17 protein-coding genes and 1 pseudogene are annotated in these 17,323 nt (G+C 59.9%); 7 read left to right on the top strand and 11 right to left on the bottom strand.

Annotated elements, in window-relative coordinates; genetic code table 11:
- Window positions 1-23: 23 nt before the first annotated feature.
- From spoT to IB245_RS18010, 4 genes are all read right to left on the bottom strand, one after another.
- Window positions 24-2,129: a bifunctional GTP diphosphokinase/guanosine-3',5'-bis pyrophosphate 3'-pyrophosphohydrolase gene (gene spoT, locus IB245_RS17995; protein WP_008038056.1), complete on the bottom strand. Its 2,106-nt coding sequence runs from the start codon at window positions 2,127-2,129 to the stop codon at window positions 24-26.
- 57 nt (window positions 2,130-2,186) lie between these two features.
- Window positions 2,187-2,450 (bottom strand): DNA-directed RNA polymerase subunit omega, encoded by a 264-nt coding sequence (gene rpoZ / locus IB245_RS18000; protein WP_008030604.1) that lies wholly within the window; start codon window positions 2,448-2,450, stop codon window positions 2,187-2,189.
- 167 nt (window positions 2,451-2,617) lie between these two features.
- A complete protein-coding gene (gene gmk / locus IB245_RS18005; RefSeq protein ID WP_192228199.1) occupies window positions 2,618-3,238 on the bottom strand; it encodes a guanylate kinase in 621 nt (206 codons plus the stop codon).
- Window positions 3,239-3,250: 12 nt separating this feature from the next.
- Window positions 3,251-4,114, bottom strand: a complete 864-nt coding sequence (locus tag IB245_RS18010; protein WP_192228200.1) for a YicC/YloC family endoribonuclease — start codon at window positions 4,112-4,114, stop codon at window positions 3,251-3,253.
- 281 nt (window positions 4,115-4,395) lie between these two features.
- Between IB245_RS18010 and rph the strand changes: the two genes are divergently transcribed.
- Complete coding sequence (gene rph, locus IB245_RS18015) at window positions 4,396-5,118, top strand: ribonuclease PH (RefSeq protein WP_008030600.1); 723 nt, start codon at window positions 4,396-4,398, stop codon at window positions 5,116-5,118.
- A 29-nt stretch (window positions 5,119-5,147) separates the two neighbouring features.
- Window positions 5,148-5,516, top strand: coding sequence for a DUF4870 domain-containing protein (locus tag IB245_RS18020; RefSeq protein ID WP_008038052.1), 369 nt, complete (start codon window positions 5,148-5,150; stop codon window positions 5,514-5,516).
- Window positions 5,517-5,689: 173 nt separating this feature from the next.
- Here IB245_RS18020 and IB245_RS18025 read toward each other — a convergent pair whose 3' ends face one another.
- Entirely contained in the window at window positions 5,690-6,469 is a 780-nt protein-coding gene (locus IB245_RS18025) for an exodeoxyribonuclease III (protein ID WP_008030595.1), read from the bottom strand.
- Between the two features lie 82 nt (window positions 6,470-6,551).
- Here IB245_RS18025 and pyrE point away from each other — a divergent pair, with 82 nt between their 5' ends.
- A complete protein-coding gene (pyrE, locus tag IB245_RS18030) occupies window positions 6,552-7,196 on the top strand; it encodes an orotate phosphoribosyltransferase (RefSeq protein ID WP_008038033.1) in 645 nt (214 codons plus the stop codon).
- A gap of 170 nt (window positions 7,197-7,366) precedes the next feature.
- On the opposite strand, the gene argB is transcribed toward pyrE, so the two are convergent.
- The 4 genes and pseudogenes from argB to coaBC all read right to left on the bottom strand — a co-directional run bounded on the left by argB (window position 7,367) and on the right by coaBC (window position 11,619).
- Window positions 7,367-8,272 (bottom strand): acetylglutamate kinase, encoded by a 906-nt coding sequence (gene argB / locus IB245_RS18035; protein WP_008030582.1) that lies wholly within the window; start codon window positions 8,270-8,272, stop codon window positions 7,367-7,369.
- A gap of 17 nt (window positions 8,273-8,289) precedes the next feature.
- A pseudogene (locus IB245_RS18040) lies at window positions 8,290-9,693 on the bottom strand (phosphomannomutase/phosphoglucomutase); the annotation flags it as partial.
- 256 nt (window positions 9,694-9,949) lie between these two features.
- Complete coding sequence (dut, locus tag IB245_RS18045) at window positions 9,950-10,405, bottom strand: dUTP diphosphatase (protein ID WP_008030580.1); 456 nt, start codon at window positions 10,403-10,405, stop codon at window positions 9,950-9,952.
- Window positions 10,406-10,410: 5 nt separating this feature from the next.
- Window positions 10,411-11,619 (bottom strand): bifunctional phosphopantothenoylcysteine decarboxylase/phosphopantothenate--cysteine ligase CoaBC, encoded by a 1,209-nt coding sequence (gene coaBC / locus IB245_RS18050; protein WP_008030577.1) that lies wholly within the window; start codon window positions 11,617-11,619, stop codon window positions 10,411-10,413.
- Window positions 11,620-11,754: 135 nt separating this feature from the next.
- On the opposite strand from coaBC, the gene radC reads away from it, so the two are divergent.
- Window positions 11,755-12,429, top strand: a complete 675-nt coding sequence (gene radC / locus IB245_RS18055) for a RadC family protein (protein ID WP_008038019.1) — start codon at window positions 11,755-11,757, stop codon at window positions 12,427-12,429.
- Window positions 12,430-12,551: 122 nt separating this feature from the next.
- Here the strand turns inward: radC and IB245_RS18060 are convergent, their stop codons facing one another.
- The gene (locus tag IB245_RS18060; RefSeq protein ID WP_192228201.1) at window positions 12,552-14,138 is read right to left on the bottom strand and encodes an ABC transporter substrate-binding protein; all 1,587 of its coding nucleotides are present in this window, start codon (window positions 14,136-14,138) and stop codon (window positions 12,552-12,554) included.
- 446 nt (window positions 14,139-14,584) lie between these two features.
- Between IB245_RS18060 and rpmB the strand changes: the two genes are divergently transcribed.
- Together rpmB and rpmG are read left to right on the top strand one after the other, a co-directional pair.
- On the top strand, window positions 14,585-14,818 hold the full coding sequence (gene rpmB / locus IB245_RS18065) for a 50S ribosomal protein L28 (protein WP_003176907.1): 234 nt from the start codon (window positions 14,585-14,587) through the stop codon (window positions 14,816-14,818).
- Between the two features lie 11 nt (window positions 14,819-14,829).
- Window positions 14,830-14,985 (top strand): 50S ribosomal protein L33, encoded by a 156-nt coding sequence (gene rpmG / locus IB245_RS18070; RefSeq protein WP_007894709.1) that lies wholly within the window; start codon window positions 14,830-14,832, stop codon window positions 14,983-14,985.
- Between the two features lie 181 nt (window positions 14,986-15,166).
- Here rpmG and IB245_RS18075 read toward each other — a convergent pair whose 3' ends face one another.
- Entirely contained in the window at window positions 15,167-15,529 is a 363-nt protein-coding gene (locus tag IB245_RS18075) for a cupin domain-containing protein (protein WP_192228202.1), read from the bottom strand.
- Between the two features lie 249 nt (window positions 15,530-15,778).
- Here IB245_RS18075 and IB245_RS18080 point away from each other — a divergent pair, with 249 nt between their 5' ends.
- Complete coding sequence (locus IB245_RS18080) at window positions 15,779-17,272, top strand: aldehyde dehydrogenase (RefSeq protein WP_008038003.1); 1,494 nt, start codon at window positions 15,779-15,781, stop codon at window positions 17,270-17,272.
- Window positions 17,273-17,323 lie beyond the last annotated feature (51 nt).

Consider the following 17,323-nt stretch of genomic DNA (forward strand, 5'->3'; position numbering starts at 1 on the left):
ATGACTCCTTGTAATAGGTTGGCTTAGGCGCGCATGCGGGTGATGCGGATCACCCCGGTCAGTGCGCGCAGTTTCTTGATCACGCGGGCCAGATGCACACGGTCGTGCACGCTGACCACCAGTTGGACCACGCTGATGCGACCATCACGTTCGTCCATGCTGATTTTTTCGATATTGCCGTCGGCCGCGTTGACGCTGCTGGCCAACAGTGCGATCAAGCCGCGCTGGTGTTCCAGCTCGACGCGCAGCTCGACGTTGAATTCGCCGGTGACATCCTTGGCCCACGAGAGCTGGATGCATTTTTCCGGGTTGTGGCGGATTTCGCTGATGTTGCGGCAGTTGTCCAAGTGCACAACCATGCCTTTGCCCGCCGACAGGTGACCGACAATCGGGTCGCCCGGGATCGGCGTGCAGCACTTGGCGTAGCTGAGCACCAGACCTTCGGTGCCGCGAATCGCCAGCGGGCCTTCCGCGCTTGGCAGCTGTTCGCCTTCGCCGAGCAGGCGGCGGGCGACGACGTAAGCCATGCGATTGCCCAGGCCGATGTCTTCGAGCAGGTCTTCGATCAGTTCGAGGCGGTACTCGGTGAGCATGGCCTTGACGCGCTCGGCCGGGACTTTGTCCAGGGCGCTGTCGAAACCGTTGAGGACCTTGTTCAGCAGGCGTTCGCCGAGGCTGATGGATTCGGAGCGACGTTGCAGTTTCAGCGCATGGCGGATGTGGGTTCGCGCCTTGCCAGTGACCACGAAGTTGAGCCACGCCGGGTTCGGCCGTGCGCCAGGGGCGCTGACGATCTCGACCGTGGAGCCGCTTTGCAGCGGTTCGGACAACGGCGCGAGACGACGATTGATCCGACAGGCAATGCAGCTGTTGCCCACGTCGGTGTGCACCGCGTAAGCGAAGTCGACCGCCGTGGAGCCTTTGGGCAGCTCCATGATCCGGCCTTTGGGCGTGAACACGTAGACCTCGTCCGGGAACAGGTCGATCTTCACGCTTTCGATGAATTCCAGCGAGTTGCCGGCGCGTTGCTGCATTTCCAGCACGCCTTTGACCCACTGGCGGGCGCGGGCGTGAGTGCCTTTGGGCTGCTCGTCGCCGCTGGATTTGTACAGCCAATGGGCGGCGATGCCGTTGTTGGCCATCTCTTCCATTTCACGGGTGCGGATCTGGATCTCGATCGGAACACCGTGCATGCCGAACAACGTGGTGTGCAGCGACTGGTAGCCGTTCGCCTTGGGGATCGCGATGTAATCCTTGAAGCGCCCCGGCAGCGGTTTGTACAAATTGTGTACAGCACCCAGCACGCGGTAGCAGGTATCGACCTTGTCGACGATGATCCGGAACGCATAGACGTCCATGATCTCGTTGAAGGCCCGACGCTTGCCGCGCATTTTCTTGTAGATGCCGTAGAGGTGTTTCTGACGACCGCTGACCTCGCCCTGAATGCCGTCGATGGCCAGGCAGTGGCCGAGGGATTCTTCGATCTTGTTGACGATTTCCTTGCGGTTGCCCCGGGCGCGTTTGACCGCCTGGTTGATCCGCGCGGAACGCATCGGGTGCATGGCCTTGAAGCCGAGGTCTTCGAATTCTATGCGGATGGCGTGCATGCCCAGCCGGTTGGCGATGGGCGCATAGATTTCCAGGGTTTCCTTGGCGATCCGCCGGCGTTTTTCACCGGACAGGACTTCCAGCGTGCGCATGTTGTGCAGGCGGTCGGCGAGTTTGACCAGGATCACGCGAATGTCGCGCGCCATGGCCATGGCCATTTTCTGGAAGTTTTCGGCCTGGGCTTCGGCCTTGGTCTCGAAGTTCATCTGGGTCAGCTTGCTGACGCCATCGACCAGTTCGGCCACGGTTTCGCCGAACTGCGCTTGCAGCGCTTCCTTGGCAATACCGGTGTCTTCGATCACGTCATGCAGCATCGCAGCCATCAAACTCTGATGGTCCATGTGCATGTCGGCAAGAATATTCGCCACCGCAAGAGGATGCGTGACGTACGCCTCGCCACTGCGGCGGCGTTGGCCGTCGTGGGCTTGTTCGGCGTAGAAGTACGCTCGGCGGACCAGGTTGACCTGGTCCTTGCCGAGGTAGGTCGATAAGCGATCGGCGAGGGCGTCTATGCTCGGCATGATGACTCCTGCCGTTCGCTGTGACCCCGCGCCGTGCTACGTCGACCAGGCATAGGCTTAGACGGCCTCGTTGGACTCGTCCTCGAACGCTGCGAACAGCGGTTCATCCTGGACGATTTCTTGCTCGGCGATGAACTCGTAGCTCATCAGGCCTTCAGCGATTTCACGCAGCGCTACAACGGTAGGCTTGTCGTTTTCCCACTGAACCAGCGGCTCTTTGCCACCGGTGGCCAGTTGACGGGCACGCTTGGTAGAGAGCATGACCAGCTCAAAGCGGTTTTCCACGTGTTCTAGGCAGTCTTCAACGGTTACGCGGGCCATGGTATTCCTCGGAGCGAATGCAATATGCGCGCTGCCCGGTTGGGCGAGCGGACTCAACAGTTTAAAAAATCACCAGCGATTAGGGAAGCGCTGATTTTTTGACCAAGCCCTTCAACGCGCTGCAAGTGCCAATGTAAAGCCCTTGCAGCGGTTTTGGGAAGAGCTGTTTAGCCGAGCAATTCAGCCAAAAGTTTGCCGTTGCGCTGCTGCTGACGCTTCTGATGCAGCTGATTGGCACGGAAAATCGCCTGCAAATCGCGCAGGGCATGGGCGAAATCGTCGTTGATGATCAGGTAGTCGTAGTCAACGTAGTGGCTCATCTCGCTGACGGCTTCACGCATGCGGCCGTCAATGATTTCGTCGCTGTCCTGGCCGCGATTGGTCAGACGCTGGTGCAGGGCCTGCAGGGACGGCGGCAGAATGAAGATCGAACGGGCCTGGGGCATCAACTTGCGCACTTGCTCGGCGCCTTGCCAGTCGATTTCCAGGATCAGGTCGTGGCCTGCATCCAAGGTCTGTTGCAGATGGCTTTGTGAAGTGCCGTAGAGATTACCGAACACTTCGGCGCGCTCCAGGAAATCACCATGTTCGCCCATCTTCACAAATGCTTCTCGTGAGACGAAGTGATAATTCACGCCGTCCACTTCACCGGGGCGCATGGCGCGGGTGGTGTGGGAGACCGAGACGCGGATCTCCGCATCAGCGTCGGTCAGGGCCTTGACCAGGCTGCTCTTGCCCGCGCCCGAAGGGGCGGAAATGATGTACAGGGTGCCGGTGCTGTGGGTCATGTCGGGTTTGCCTTACTCAATATTCTGCACTTGTTCGCGCATCTGCTCGATCAACACCTTGAGGTTGACCGCCGCCTGAGTGCTGCGCGGGTCGAAGGCTTTGGAGCCCAGTGTGTTGGCTTCGCGGTTGAGCTCCTGCATCAGGAAGTCGAGGCGCCGGCCGGCAGCGCCGCCGGACTTGAGTACCCGGCGAACTTCGATGATATGAGTGCTCAGGCGATCCAGTTCTTCGGCGACGTCGCTCTTCTGAGCGAGCATGACCATTTCCTGCTCCAGACGCTGCGGGTCCATTTCCGCCTTCATGTCGGCGAAGCGGTCGAGGACTTTCTGGCGCTGGGTGGCGAGCATCTGCGGGACCAGTTCACGCAGGGTCACCACATCTTCTTCAATGGACGTCAGGCGATCGTTGATCAACCGTGCCAGCTCCGCGCCTTCGCGCTCGCGGCCAGCCTTGAGTTCCTTCAGGCATTCGTTGAACAGCGCCAGCGCTTCGGCATTCAGGGCTTGCGGGTCGGTGGCATCGCCCACCAGCACGCCGGGCCAGGCCAGCACTTCCAGCGGGTTCAGCGCGGCCGGGTTCTTGATCAGGCCGGCGATGGTCTCGGCAGCCGCAACCAATTGCGCGGCGCGCTCGCGATCCACTTGCAGGGGTTTATCGGTGTTCTCTTCGGTGAAGCGCAGGGTGCATTCGAGTTTGCCTCGGGAAATGCCTTGGCGCAGCGCTTCGCGGACCGCGCCTTCGAGATCGCGAAACGACTCCGGCAGACGCAAGTGCGGTTCCAGGTAGCGGCTGTTGACCGAGCGCAGTTCCCAGCTCAGGGTGCCTTGGACGCCGGCTTTCTCGACGCGGGCGAAGGCGGTCATGCTGTGCACCATGGAGGTACCTCGCAATGCAGGTCGATGCGTTACCAAAGGTTTCGCGGACCCGCTATCTGTGAATTAAAGCCGACAGGCAGCAAAGGCGCAGGATTGTAGCGCAGTGGGGCGGATGCGCCCAAACACACGGTGTGACAAAGGGCTGCAGGCCGTCGGTAAAGCGCTGTTCCAAGCTCAAGCCAGAGCCTTCAATCGTCGGGCGGATTTTTTAGAAGTGCCCAGTACTGGCGCGCGGCTCTATAATGCTCGGCAGTTTTCCGTCCCCCGTACAGGTATTCCCTATGAAACGTCCAAGTGGTCGCGCTGCCGATCAGCTCCGCTCGATCCGCATTACCCGCAACTACACCAAACACGCCGAGGGATCTGTACTGGTCGAGTTCGGTGATACCAAAGTCATCTGCACCGTCAGCGTCGAAAACGGCGTGCCGCGTTTCCTCAAAGGTCAGGGCCAAGGCTGGTTGACCGCCGAATACGGCATGCTGCCGCGCGCCACCGGCGAGCGTAACCAGCGTGAAGCGAGCCGCGGCAAGCAAGGCGGCCGCACCCTGGAAATCCAGCGTCTGATCGGCCGTTCGCTGCGCGCCTCGCTGGACATGTCCAAGCTGGGCGACGTCACCCTGTACGTCGACTGCGACGTGATCCAGGCTGACGGCGGCACCCGCACCGCGTCCATCACCGGCGCGATGGTTGCGCTGGTCGATGCCTTGAAAGTGATCAAGAAGCGCGGCGGCCTGAAAGGCGGCGACCCGCTCAAGCAAATGATCGCCGCTGTTTCGGTGGGTATGTACCAGGGCGAGCCTGTGCTCGACCTCGACTACCTGGAAGACTCGGCTGCCGAGACCGACCTGAACGTGGTGATGACCAGCACTGGCGGCTTCATCGAAGTTCAGGGCACTGCCGAAGGCGCGCCGTTCCAGCCTGAAGAGTTGACCGCTATGCTTGAACTGGCGAAGAAAGGCATGACCGAAATCTTCGAACTGCAAAAGGCTGCACTGGCTGACTGACCGGAACCATCCCAGACAAGGAGGACAACATGAGTGACGAGCAAGAGCTGCTTCCCGTCCCGAGCAAAGAAGTTCGGCAATGGGCGATGTTTTGTCACCTGTCCGCCTTGTTGGGGATCTGGATTCCGTTCGGCACGCTGATCGGCCCGCTGATTCTCTGGCAGATGAAGCGCGAGATGGACCCGTTTGTCGATGCGCAGGGCAAGGAGGCGCTGAACTTTCAGATCACCGTCGCCATCGCTTCGGCCATCTGCTTCCTGCTGATGGTGTTGATCATCGGGTTCTTCCTGTTCGGGTTGCTGGCGATCGGTGCGTTGGTGTTGACGATCATTGCTGGCGTGAAGGCCAATGAGGGGGTGCCGTATCGGTATCCGTTCACCTGGCGGTTGATCAAATAGGCGACACCGCCCTGTAGGAGCGAGGCTTGCCCGCGAAGAGGCCGTCACATCCGGCATAAATGTCGGCTGTTAAATCGCTTTCGCGGGCAAGCCTCGCTCCTACAGAAAGCAAAATCAGCGCCCACAAAAAAGCCGACTGTGAAGTCGGCTTTTTTGTGTCTGTGTAACGACGTCTAGATGGTCAGCGTCCAGTCGTAGTCCACGATCAGCGGTGCATGCTGCGAAAACCGTGGCTGACGTGGCAAGCGAGCGCTACGTACAAAGCGGCGCAGGCCCGGCGTCAGTATCTGGTAATCGAAGCGCCAGCCCAGGTTGAGCATCTCAGCCTGCTCATTGTCCGGCCACCAGCTGTACTGATCACCTTCACGGCTGACTTCGCGCAGGGCATCGACATAACCCATGTTGCCGACAATCTCGTCCATCCAGGCACGCTCAGGTGCCAGGAAGCCCGGGGATTGCTGGCTGTCGCGCCAGTTCTTGATATCCAGCTTCTGTTGCGCCACGTACAGCGAGCCACAGTAAATGTACTCGCGACGTTTGCGTCGCTGTTTATCCAGATAACGGGCGAAGTCGTCCATTAGCTTGAACTTCTGGTTCAAGTCTTCATCGCCGTTCTGCCCCGAAGGGAGCAGCAAGGTCGCGATGCTGACCTTGTCGAAATCGGCTTGCAGGTAGCGCCCGTAGCGGTCGGCCGTCTCGAAACCGAGACCGCTGATGACTGCCTTCGGCTGCAACCGCGAATACAAAGCCACGCCACCCTGGGCGGGAACTTCGGCTTCGCAGGCATAAAGGAAGTAGCCATCCAGTTGGAAGGCTGGATCGTCCAGTTCAAAGGCGGAGGCGCGGGTGTCCTGCAGGCAGATGACGTCGGCATTCTGTGCTTGCAGCCAACTGAGCAAACCTCGCTCCACTGCAGCCTGAATACCATTGACGTTCACACTGATGATCCGCATAAATGGCCCCAAAAATCGCGTGCGTGTATGATACACGGCGTCAACCTAATTAGCTAAATCCGTGGTATTTGGGGTTTTTTTCATGCAAGCGTATCAGCGCGATTTCATTCGTTTTGCCATCGATCGCGGCGTTTTGCGCTTCGGTGAGTTCACCCTGAAGTCCGGGCGTACCAGTCCATACTTCTTCAATGCCGGCCTGTTCAACTCGGGTTCGGCCCTGGCGCAGCTGGGTCGTTTCTACGCGGCGGCCATCGTCGAGAGCGGCATTCCCTTCGACGTATTGTTTGGCCCGGCCTACAAAGGCATCCCTTTGGCGGCGACCACCGCAGTGGCCCTGGCTGAACATCACGACCGTGATTTGCCATGGTGTTTCAACCGCAAAGAGGCCAAGGCCCACGGCGAAGGCGGCAGCCTGGTCGGCGCGCCATTGACCGGCGATGTGCTGATCATCGACGACGTGATCACCGCTGGCACCGCGATCCGCGAAGTGATGCAGATCATCGCTTCCCAGGACGGCGCCAAGGCGGCGGGCGTGCTCATCGCCCTGAACCGTCAAGAGCGTGGCAACGGCGAGTTGTCGGCGATCCAGGAAGTGGAGCGTGATTTCGGCATTCCGGTGATCAGCATTGTTTCGCTGAATCAGGTGCTGGAATTCCTCGCCGATGACCCGCAGCTCAAGCAACACCTGCCAGCCGTAGAAGCCTACCGCGCCCAATTCGGCGTCTGACGCCGACATTGTAGGAGCGAGGCTTGCCCGCGAAGGCGGTCTCGCAGTCACATCCCTGTTGAATGTGACGACCCCTTCGCGGGCAAGCCTCGCTCCTACAAGGGATCGCGCAGGCAAAAAAAGACCCCGCTCAGCCAGGCTGAGCGGGGTCTTTTTGTATGCGCTATCGCTTAGTGACGCTTGCGATTGCTGATCAAAGTACCCACGCCGGTATCGGTGAAGATTTCCAGCAAGATCGCATTCGGCACCCGACCATCAATGATCAGCGAGCTGCCCACGCCACCCTGAACCGCTTCCAGCGCGCAACGGATCTTCGGCAGCATGCCACCGTAGATCGTGCCGTCGGCAATCAGGTCGTCGACCTGCTGAGTGCTCAGACCGGTCAGAACCTGGCCCGACTTGTCCATCAAACCGGCGATGTTGGTCAGCAGCATCAGCTTCTCGGCTTTCAGCGCTTCGGCCACCTTACCGGCCACCAGGTCGGCGTTGATGTTGTACGACTCGCCGTTGGCACCGACGCCGATTGGCGCGATCACCGGGATGAAGTCGCCTTTGACCAGCAGGTTCAGCAGATCGGTATTGATGCCGACCACTTCACCGACGTGACCGATGTCGATGATTTCCGGTTGGGTCATCTCCGGCGTCTGGCGGGTGACGGTCAGCTTCTTCGCGCGAATCAGCTCGGCGTCTTTACCGGTCAGACCGATGGCGCTGCCGCCATGACGGTTGATCAGGTTGACGATGTCTTTGTTAACCTGGCCGCCCAGGACCATTTCCACCACGTCCATGGTTGCCGCGTCGGTGACGCGCATGCCATCGACAAAGTGGCTCTCGATCGACAGTCGCTTGAGCAGATCGCCGATTTGCGGGCCGCCGCCGTGAACCACCACCGGGTTGATCCCGACGGCTTTCATCAGCACGATGTCGCGGGCGAAGCCGGTTTTCAGCTCCTCGCTCTCCATCGCGTTGCCGCCGTATTTGATCACCAGCGTCTTGCCGACATAGCGGCGGATGTAAGGCAGCGCTTCGGACAGGACCTTGGCGGTGTTGGCGGCGGCTTCGCGTTCGAGGGTCATTCAGGGCTCCGGGTGAATCAGAACGGTAGTTGGAGATCAGGTGCAACACGCTTCAACTGGACTTTGAAAACGTCCTTGATGCGTTGCAATTCAGCCTCGTCATCGGCCTCGAAGCGCAGCACCAGCACCGGTGTGGTGTTGGACGCGCGCACCAGGCCCCAGCCTTTGGCATAGTCGACTCGCACGCCGTCGATGGTGGTCAGGTCAGCGCCTTCGCCCCACTTTGCGTCGTGCAATGCATCAATGATGCTGAATTTGCTCTCTTCGGTCACATGGATATTGATTTCCGGCGTAGAAATATCATTCGGGAAGGTCGCAAACAGCTCTTCCGCGGTGGATTTTTCCTTGCTGAGGATTTCCAGCAGCCGTGCGGCGCTGTAAATGCCATCGTCGAAACCGAACCAGCGTTCCTTGAAGAAAATGTGCCCACTCATTTCGCCGGCCAACAGGGCGCCGGTTTGTTTCATTTTCTTTTTGATCAACGAATGACCGGTCTTCCACATTAGCGGACGACCGCCGTATTCCTTGATCAGCGGCGTCAGGCGGCGCGTGCATTTGACGTCGAAGATGATTTCCGCGTCCGGATTGCGCGCCACAACGTCGCGGGCGAACAGCATCAGCAGGCGGTCCGGGTAGACGATGCTGCCGGTGTTGGTCACTACACCAACGCGGTCGCCATCGCCGTCGAAGGCCAGGCCGATGTCGGCGTTGGTTTCCTTGACCTTGGCGATCAGGTCGACAAGGTTTTCAGGCTTGCCCGGGTCCGGGTGGTGGTTCGGGAAGTTGCCGTCGACTTCGCAGAACAGCGGGATGACTTCGCAGTTCAGCGCTTCGATCAGTTGCGGGGCGATCACGCCGGCCGCGCCGTTGCCGCAGTCGACCACGACTTTGAGGCGGCGGGACAGTTTGATGTCCTGGACGATTTCGGTGTTGTAGCGGTCGAGGATCTCGACCTTGGTGATGCTGCCCTTGCCGCTGCTCAGGTTGTTGGTCTTGAGGCGGTCGTGCAGGGCCTGGATCTGTTCGTTGGCCAAGGTGTCACCAGCGATGACGATCTTGAAGCCGTTGTAGTTCGACGGGTTGTGGCTGCCGGTCAGCATCACGCCCGATTTGCCGGCCAATACGTTGGCGGCGTAGTACAGCGCTGGCGTTGGCACCAGGCCGACGTCGCTGACGTGGCAACCGGCCTCGGCCAGGCCTTTGATCAGCTGCTCGACCAGTTCCGGGCCGGATAGGCGACCGTCGCGGCCAACGGAGACGTTCGGTTCGTCCTGGGCCAGGCTTTGGGCGCCAATGGCGCGACCGAGCCAGTAAGCGGTTTCAGCGTTCAAGAATTCCGGGACGGTACCGCGAATGTCGTACGCGCGGAAAATGCTGTCGGGGAACTTGGGTGCGACTTGGGCTGGTGTGCTCATCTGTGGGAATGCTCCATCTCGAAAGTGGCTGGACCTGCGCGCGAAGAACGCTTCGGCGGGTTCGAACTGAAGGGTATGACGGCGTTTTTCGCAGAGAGTTCGTGGTGCGAAAAGGCCATGCCACCAACGCCAACCAGGATTTGGCCAGCCAATGCCTTGTTTTCCAGTGTTAAACCTTCCAGATGACGGCTATGCAATTTTCATTCTGAAAATGCAGAGCACCCTTCAGGCCGGGCAGGGCGCCCAGCCTGAAAACCAGAAATCAATGCTTGCCGGAATGCCCGAAACCGCCCGCACCGCGCTCGGTTTCAACGAACTCTTCGACCATCTCGAAGTGCGCTTGAACCACCGGCACCAGAACCAGCTGGGCCAAACGCTCGCCGACCACCATGTTGAAATCGGTCTGGCCACGGTTCCAGCACGAAACCATCAACGGACCCTGGTAGTCGGAGTCGATCAGGCCGACCAGGTTGCCCAGCACGATGCCGTGCTTATGGCCCAGGCCGGAGCGCGGCAGAATCAGCGCCGCCAGGCCAGGATCGCCAATGTAGACGGACAGGCCGGTCGGAATCAGCACGGTTTCACCCGGTTTGATGACGATGTCTTTTTCCAGCATGGCGCGCAGGTCGAGGCCGGCGGAGCCTGGTGTGGCGTATTGCGGCAGCGGGAATTCGGTACCGATGCGTGGGTCGAGGATCTTGGCTTGCAAAGCGTGCATGTAAATTAAACCTGGTTCAGACGTTCGGCGATAAAAGTGATCAGCTGGCGAGCAATTTTGCTCTTGCTGGTCTGGGCGAAAAGTGTGGCGTGGAGCTCACGGTCGATCACGCTGCAGGCGTTTTCTTCGCTGTTGAAGCCAATACTCGGGTTGGCGACGTCGTTGGCGACGATCAAATCGAGGTTCTTGTCTTTCAACTTGCGCGCAGCGTAATCGAGCAGGTGTTCGGTTTCAGCGGCGAAACCGACACTGAATGGGCGGTCGGGGCGCGTGGCAATGGTGGCCAGAATGTCTGGGTTGCGGACCATTTGTAGTAGCAAGCCGTCGCCGTTCGTAGGGTCTTTCTTGAGTTTCTGTGGGGCGACGACTTCGGGGCGGTAGTCCGCGACTGCTGCCGAGGCGATGAACAGGTCGCAAGGGATCGCGGCTTCACAGGCGGCGAGCATGTCGCGAGCGCTGACCACGTCGATGCGGGTGACGCGATCCGGCGTCGGCAGGTGCACCGGGCCGGTGATCAGGGTCACGCGGGCGCCTGCTTCAACGGCGGCTTCGGCCAGGGCAAAGCCCATTTTCCCGGAGCTGTGGTTGGTGATGTAGCGCACCGGGTCGATGTTTTCCTGGGTCGGGCCGGCGGTGATCAGCACGTGTTTGCCGGTCAGCGCCTGGCGCTGGAAGCAGTCTGCTGCGCATTGGGCGAGTTCGACGGCTTCGAGCATGCGGCCCAGGCCAACGTCACCACAGGCCTGGCTGCCCGAGGCCGGGCCGAAGGCCTTGATGCTGCGGCTTTCGAGGGTTTGCAGGTTGGCCTGGGTCGCCGGGTCGCGCCACATGGCCTGGTTCATCGCCGGGGCGACGGCAACCACGGCGTCGGTGGCCAGCACCAGCGTGGTCAGCAGGTCGTCGGCGATGCCTTGGGCCAGGCGGGCGATCAGGTCCGCAGTCGCCGGAGCGATCAGCACCATGTCGGCCCACTTGGCGAGTTCGATGTGGCCCATCGCCGCTTCGGCCGCCGGGTCCAGCAGGTCCAGGTGGACCGGGTGCCCGGACAGGGCCTGCATGGTCAGCGGAGTGATGAACTCGGCGCCGCCACGGGTCATGACCACGCGCACTTCGGCGCCCTGATCGATCAGGCGGCGAACCAGATCGGCGCTCTTGTAGGCAGCAATACCGCCGCCGACGCCCAGAACGATGCGTTTCCGATACAGCCGCTGCATAGGTCTGCCTTTCATTTCGTTGATGACTGCGTAGCGATACCCCCTCCCCAGGAGTGAAATCGCCCACAAAAAAGATGGGCTACGATATCACAGCGACCGCTACGGAACAGCGGCGCCCACAGACAGGGAGGTGCTATGAGTATTCGCGATTGGCCGGTGGCCGAGCGGCCGCGGGAGAGGTTACTGGAGTTGGGTTCGGCGAGCCTTTCGGACGCTGAGCTGTTAGCGATTTTTTTACGGACCGGCGTGTCGGGTAAAAGCGCGGTGGATCTGGCGCGACACTTGTTGAGTCAATTTGGCAGCCTGCGCGCCTTGCTGGAGGCCGATCTAAAGGCATTCAGCGGACAGTTGGGGCTCGGGCCGGCAAAGTTTGCGCAGTTGCAGGCAGTGTTGGAAATGGCCCGTCGGCATCTGGCTGAGCGCTTGCGCCACAGCTCCGTGTTGGAGAATCCGCTGATGGTGCGTGATTACCTCAAGTCGATGCTGCGACATGAGCCTCATGAAGTATTTGGTTGTCTGTTTCTCGATTCGAAACATCGAGTGCTGGCGTTTGAATCACTGTTTCGCGGCTCTATCGACTGCACCAGCGTTTATCCGCGTCAGGTGGTCAAGCGCGCTTTGGCTCACAACGCCGCAGCTTTGATCCTTTGCCACAACCATCCCTCAGGCAATCCCGACCCTAGTCATGCCGACCGAAAGCTGACCAAGCGCCTGCAAGAGGCGCTGGACTTGATCGATGTGCGGATACTCGACCATTTCATCATCGGCGACGGTGATCCGCTGTCGATGGCGGAGTATGGGTGGATGTAACGGGACTTTGTAGGAGCCGGCTTGCTGGCGATCCGGACAACGCGGTGTGGCTGATTGACCGCGGTGATGCCATCGTCGGAACGCCGCCCGCAGCAAGCCGGCTCCTACAAGGGTTTGTGGTGTTACTTCAGGTTGACCTTGGAGTAATCCTGGCGGCCAAACGGGCTCACCGCATACCCCTCGACTTCCTTGCGCATCAGCGCAAAAGCCGTTGGGTGCGCCAGCGGCAGCCACAGCGCCTGCTGCTGGATCTGCGCCTGGGCCTGTTCATACAGCTTGGTGCGTACACCTTGCTCGGAGGTGGTCTTGCCGGCACTGATCAGCTTGTCCAGGTCCTGGTTGCAGTAACGGGCGAAGTTGGTGCCGGACTTGACCGCCGCGCAGGAGAACTGCGGCGTCAGGAAGTTGTCCGGGTCGCCGTTGTCGCCAGCCCAGCCCATGAACAGCAGGTCGTGTTCGCCGGCCTTGGCGCGGCGGATCACTTCGCCCCATTCGATCACGCGTATCTCGGCCTGAATGCCGATTTCCGCCAGGTCCGACTGGAGCAGTTGCGCGCCGAGGCTTGGGTTGGGGTTCAGCAGGCTTCCGGACGGGCGGGTCCAGATCGTCGTCTGGAAACCGTCTTTCAGGCCAGCCTTGGCCATCAATGCCTTGGCTTTTTCAACGTCATGCGCGTAGCCCGGCAAGCCTTTGGCGTAGCTCCAGGTATTTGGCGGATACGGGCCGTTGGCGGCTTCGGCGGTGTCTTCGAACACGGCTTTGACGTAGTTGGCCTTGTCGAACGCGAGGTTGATCGCCTGGCGCACTTCAGGCTTGTCCAGCGGTGGATGCTGGCTGTTGATGGCAACGAACGCGGTCATGAACGCATCAGTCTTTTCGACTTTCAGTGTCGGCTCTTTCAGCGCGGCTTGTACGTCCAGCGGTTTCGGCGAGAGGGCGATCTGGCACTCGTTACGACGCAGTTTCTGCAATCGCACGTTGGCGTCCGGGGTGATGGCGAAGATCAGCGGGTCCACCGAAGGCTTGCCACGGAAGTAATCCGGGTTGGCTTTGTAGCGGATCGTGGCGTCCTTCTGAAAACGCGTGAACACGAACGGGCCGCTGCCGATCGGTTGGCTGTTGAGCTTCTCCGGGGTGCCGGCTTTCAGCAACTGGTCGGCGTATTCTGCGGAGTAGATCGAGGCGAAGCCCATGCTCAGGGTCGGCAGGAACGTCGATTCCGGATGATCGAGGGTGAAGCGCACGGTCAGCGGATCCAGCGCGTCGATCTTCTTGATCAGCGCCGGCAATTGCATCGATTGCGCGTGCGGGAAGCCGCTCTGCGCCACTTTGTGCCACGGATTTGCAGGGTCGAGCATGCGCTCGAAGCTGAATTTCACGTCTTCGGCGGTCAGTTCGCGGGTCGGGCTGAAGTATTCGGTGCGGTGGAATTTCACCTGCGGGTGCAACTTGAACACGTAGGTCAGGCCATCCGGGCTGACTTCCCAGCTGTCCGCGAGGCCTGCGACCACTTTGCCGCTGGCGGTATCGAAGTCCACCAGACGGTTCATCAGCACGTCGGCCGAAGCGTTGGTGGTGGTCAGCGAGTTGTATTGCACCACGTCGAACCCTTCCGGGCTGGCCTCGGTACAGACGCTCAGGGCGGCGGCGTGGGCCAGCGGGCTCAGTAGAAGCGGGGCGAGCAACAGCGGTAGGGCAGCGAGGCGCATGGTCGGATTCCTTTACAGATCGAAGGCCCATCTGCAAGTGCAGTCTGGAAAAGGCTTACCCTAGAGGGCTCTTTTGTAAATGACTATCCCCTTTTTCATTTTAAGGGGACTATGTGCGATCGTTTTCGGTGAATGCCGGCCGAGAAAACCCCTGGATTGGCCGGTTGGCCGATTTTCTGCGACGAGCGGTCTTTATCGACGATAGCCTTTACCCAAGGCGCTCGCAGCCTGAAAAATGGGGTTTTTATCAAGTCGGTGCGCACGGAATGTTGTTGCACCTCAGTCTTTCTGGTATAAAGCAGCGCTCTTTTCTAGGGGCCCGGTTCCTTCACTGTAGGTGTAGCCGGTAAGACCTCTAAAGAAACGCGGCGCCTGGCGCCAAATGACTGAGAGATTAAGCGGCCAACCCATGCCGGGTTGGGCATGTGGTTTTAGAGGGCTGAGGCATGTCGAGAGTATGTCAAGTTACCGGTAAGGGTCCGGTGACTGGGAATAACATTTCCCACGCAAACAACAAAACCCGTCGTCGTTTCCTGCCGAACCTGCAGCATCACCGCTTCTGGGTTGAAGAAGAGAAACGTTTCGTGCGTCTGCGCGTATCTGCCAAAGGCATGCGTATCATCGACAAGCGTGGCATCACTGTCGTGCTGGCCGAAATCCGCGCCGCTGGCAAGATCTAAGGGAGCTAATCATGCGTGAATTGATTCGTTTGATTTCGAGCGCCGGTACTGGTCACTTCTACACTACCGACAAGAACAAGCGCACTACTCCGGACAAAATCGAGATCAAGAAATTTGATCCGGTTGTTCGCAAGCACGTGATCTACAAAGAAGGCAAAATCAAGTAATTGATTTTTCCCTCTTACGAAAAAGGCCCGTATCGCGAGATACGGGCCTTTTTTGTTGCCTGAGGTTTGTGTTGTCTGCCAGGGCGCCTTCGCGGGCAAGCCTCGCTCCTACAGGGCGGACGCAATCCACTGTAGGAGCGAGGCTTGCCCGCGAAGAGGCCGGCCCGAACAACGCAAATCTTCAGGCCTTCTGTTCAAACGCCACATAAATCTTGCGGCACGGCTCCAGCACTTCCCAGGTGCCACGAAAGCCCGCCGGGATCACGAAGCGATCACCTACGCGCAGTGTCTTGGCATTGCCGTCGAGGTCACGCAGCACTGAAACACCCTGAACGATTTCGCAGTATTCGTGCTCGGTGAAGTTCACCGTCCACTGACCGACAGCGCCTTCCCACACACCGGCGTTCAACTGGTCGCAAGGGCTGTTGTAGTGGTTGTAAACCACTTGCTCGGGGTCGCCCTTCAAGATTTTCGCCGGGTCCGGCCTGTAGCGCTCGGGCTCGGTAGTGGCCTGGCTAAAATCGACGATATTCTGGATGCTCATTATTGTTATCCCCCGTGATTGCGGCGCGAGTGGCTGGAAAGATGGCTGGAAAGCCCAAAGTCTATGTTTATTAAAATGAACACCGCAAGGCCGTTTACCGACCTTATGTCAAATATATTGAAACAACCCCGGCCACTGGTTTAGGGTGACGGTTGCCTTCGGCCGAATTGCAGGCTGGCTGGGCAGAATTCCTGGGGACGTCCGCGAAGAACGCGGGGCGCTCGTATTCAATAAGAGGAGGACACTCGAATGACCACCCTGACTCGTGCCGATTGGGAACAACGGGCTCGCGATCTGAAGATCGAAGGCCGTGCCTACATCAATGGCGAATACACCGATGCCGTCTCCAGCGAGACCTTCGAGTGCATCAGCCCGGTCGATGGCCGTCTGCTGGGCAAGATTGCCAGCTGTGACGCCGCCGACGCCCAGCGCGCTGTTGAAAACGCTCGCGCCACGTTCAACTCCGGCGCCTGGTCGCGTTTGGCCCCGACCAAACGCAAAGCCACCATGATCCGTTTCGCCGGCCTGCTGAAACAGCACGCCGAAGAGCTGGCCCTGCTTGAAACCCTGGACATGGGCAAGCCAATCAGCGATTCGCTGTACATCGACGTTCCCGGCGCTGCGCAAGCCCTGAGCTGGAGCGGTGAGGCTATCGACAAGATCTACGACGAAGTCGCCGCGACCCCGCACGATCAGTTGGGTCTGGTCACTCGCGAGCCGGTTGGCGTTGTCGGCGCCATCGTGCCGTGGAACTTCCCGCTGATGATGGCCTGCTGGAAACTCGGCCCGGCGCTGTCCACCGGTAACTCGGTGATCCTCAAGCCATCCGAAAAATCACCGCTGACCGCCATCCGCATCGCGGCGCTGGCCGTTGAAGCCGGCATCCCGAAAGGCGTACTGAACGTGCTGCCGGGCTACGGTCACACGGTCGGCAAGGCCCTGGCCCTGCACAACGATGTCGACACGCTGGTGTTCACCGGTTCGACCAAGATCGCCAAGCAACTGCTGATCTACTCGGGCGAATCGAACATGAAGCGTGTCTGGCTCGAAGCTGGCGGCAAGAGCCCGAACATCGTGTTCGCCGATGCCCCGAACCTGCAGGAAGCTGCGGAAGCGGCTGCGGGCGCCATCGCCTTCAACCAGGGCGAAGTCTGCACCGCCGGTTCGCGTCTGCTGGTCGAGCGTTCGATCAAGGACCAGTTCCTGCCGCTGGTAATCGAGGCCTTGAAGGCCTGGAAGCCGGGCAACCCGCTGGACCCGGCGACCAACGTCGGTGCGCTGGTGGACACCCAGCAGATGAACACCGTGCTGTCCTACATCGAATCCGGCCACACCGACGGCGCCAAACTGGTTGCTGGCGGCAAGCGCACGCTGCAGGAAACCGGCGGCACCTACGTTGAGCCGACGATTTTCGACGGCGTCAGCAACGCGATGAAAATCGCCCAGGAAGAAATCTTTGGCCCGGTGCTGTCGGTCATCGCTTTCGATACCGCCGAAGAAGCCGTCGCGATTGCCAACGACACGCCTTACGGCCTGGCCGCAGCCGTGTGGACCAAGGACATCTCGAAGGCGCATCTGACTGCCCGGGCATTGCGTGCCGGTAGCGTGTGGGTCAACCAGTACGACGGCGGCGACATGACTGCACCGTTTGGTGGCTTCAAGCAGTCGGGTAACGGCCGTGACAAATCGCTGCACGCGTTCGACAAGTACACCGAGCTGAAGGCGACCTGGATCAAGTTGTAAGCCAGTAGGGGAGCCTGTCTAAAACAGGTTCCCCTCAGGACGCGAATCCCC

The sequence above is a fragment of the Pseudomonas sp. PDM02 genome, assembly GCF_014852285.1.
Classification (GTDB): domain Bacteria; phylum Pseudomonadota; class Gammaproteobacteria; order Pseudomonadales; family Pseudomonadaceae; genus Aquipseudomonas; species Aquipseudomonas migulae.

Bases quoted from the DNA above. Each gene is read 5' to 3' on its own strand.
- spoT (WP_008038056.1), bottom strand. From the start codon at position 2,129: ATGCCGAGCATAGACGCCCTCGCCGATCGCTTATCGACCTACCTCGGC.
- rpoZ (WP_008030604.1), bottom strand. From the start codon at position 2,450: ATGGCCCGCGTAACCGTTGAAGACTGCCTAGAACACGTGGAAAACCGC.
- gmk (WP_192228199.1), bottom strand. From the start codon at position 3,238: ATGACCCACAGCACCGGCACCCTGTACATCATTTCCGCCCCTTCGGGC.
- IB245_RS18010 (WP_192228200.1), bottom strand. From the start codon at position 4,114: ATGGTGCACAGCATGACCGCCTTCGCCCGCGTCGAGAAAGCCGGCGTC.
- rph (WP_008030600.1), top strand. From the start codon at position 4,396: ATGAAACGTCCAAGTGGTCGCGCTGCCGATCAGCTCCGCTCGATCCGC.
- IB245_RS18020 (WP_008038052.1), top strand. From the start codon at position 5,148: ATGAGTGACGAGCAAGAGCTGCTTCCCGTCCCGAGCAAAGAAGTTCGG.
- IB245_RS18025 (WP_008030595.1), bottom strand. From the start codon at position 6,469: ATGCGGATCATCAGTGTGAACGTCAATGGTATTCAGGCTGCAGTGGAG.
- pyrE (WP_008038033.1), top strand. From the start codon at position 6,552: ATGCAAGCGTATCAGCGCGATTTCATTCGTTTTGCCATCGATCGCGGC.
- argB (WP_008030582.1), bottom strand. From the start codon at position 8,272: ATGACCCTCGAACGCGAAGCCGCCGCCAACACCGCCAAGGTCCTGTCC.
- dut (WP_008030580.1), bottom strand. From the start codon at position 10,405: ATGCACGCTTTGCAAGCCAAGATCCTCGACCCACGCATCGGTACCGAA.
- coaBC (WP_008030577.1), bottom strand. From the start codon at position 11,619: ATGCAGCGGCTGTATCGGAAACGCATCGTTCTGGGCGTCGGCGGCGGT.
- radC (WP_008038019.1), top strand. From the start codon at position 11,755: ATGAGTATTCGCGATTGGCCGGTGGCCGAGCGGCCGCGGGAGAGGTTA.
- IB245_RS18060 (WP_192228201.1), bottom strand. From the start codon at position 14,138: ATGCGCCTCGCTGCCCTACCGCTGTTGCTCGCCCCGCTTCTACTGAGC.
- rpmB (WP_003176907.1), top strand. From the start codon at position 14,585: ATGTCGAGAGTATGTCAAGTTACCGGTAAGGGTCCGGTGACTGGGAAT.
- rpmG (WP_007894709.1), top strand. From the start codon at position 14,830: ATGCGTGAATTGATTCGTTTGATTTCGAGCGCCGGTACTGGTCACTTC.
- IB245_RS18075 (WP_192228202.1), bottom strand. From the start codon at position 15,529: ATGAGCATCCAGAATATCGTCGATTTTAGCCAGGCCACTACCGAGCCC.
- IB245_RS18080 (WP_008038003.1), top strand. From the start codon at position 15,779: ATGACCACCCTGACTCGTGCCGATTGGGAACAACGGGCTCGCGATCTG.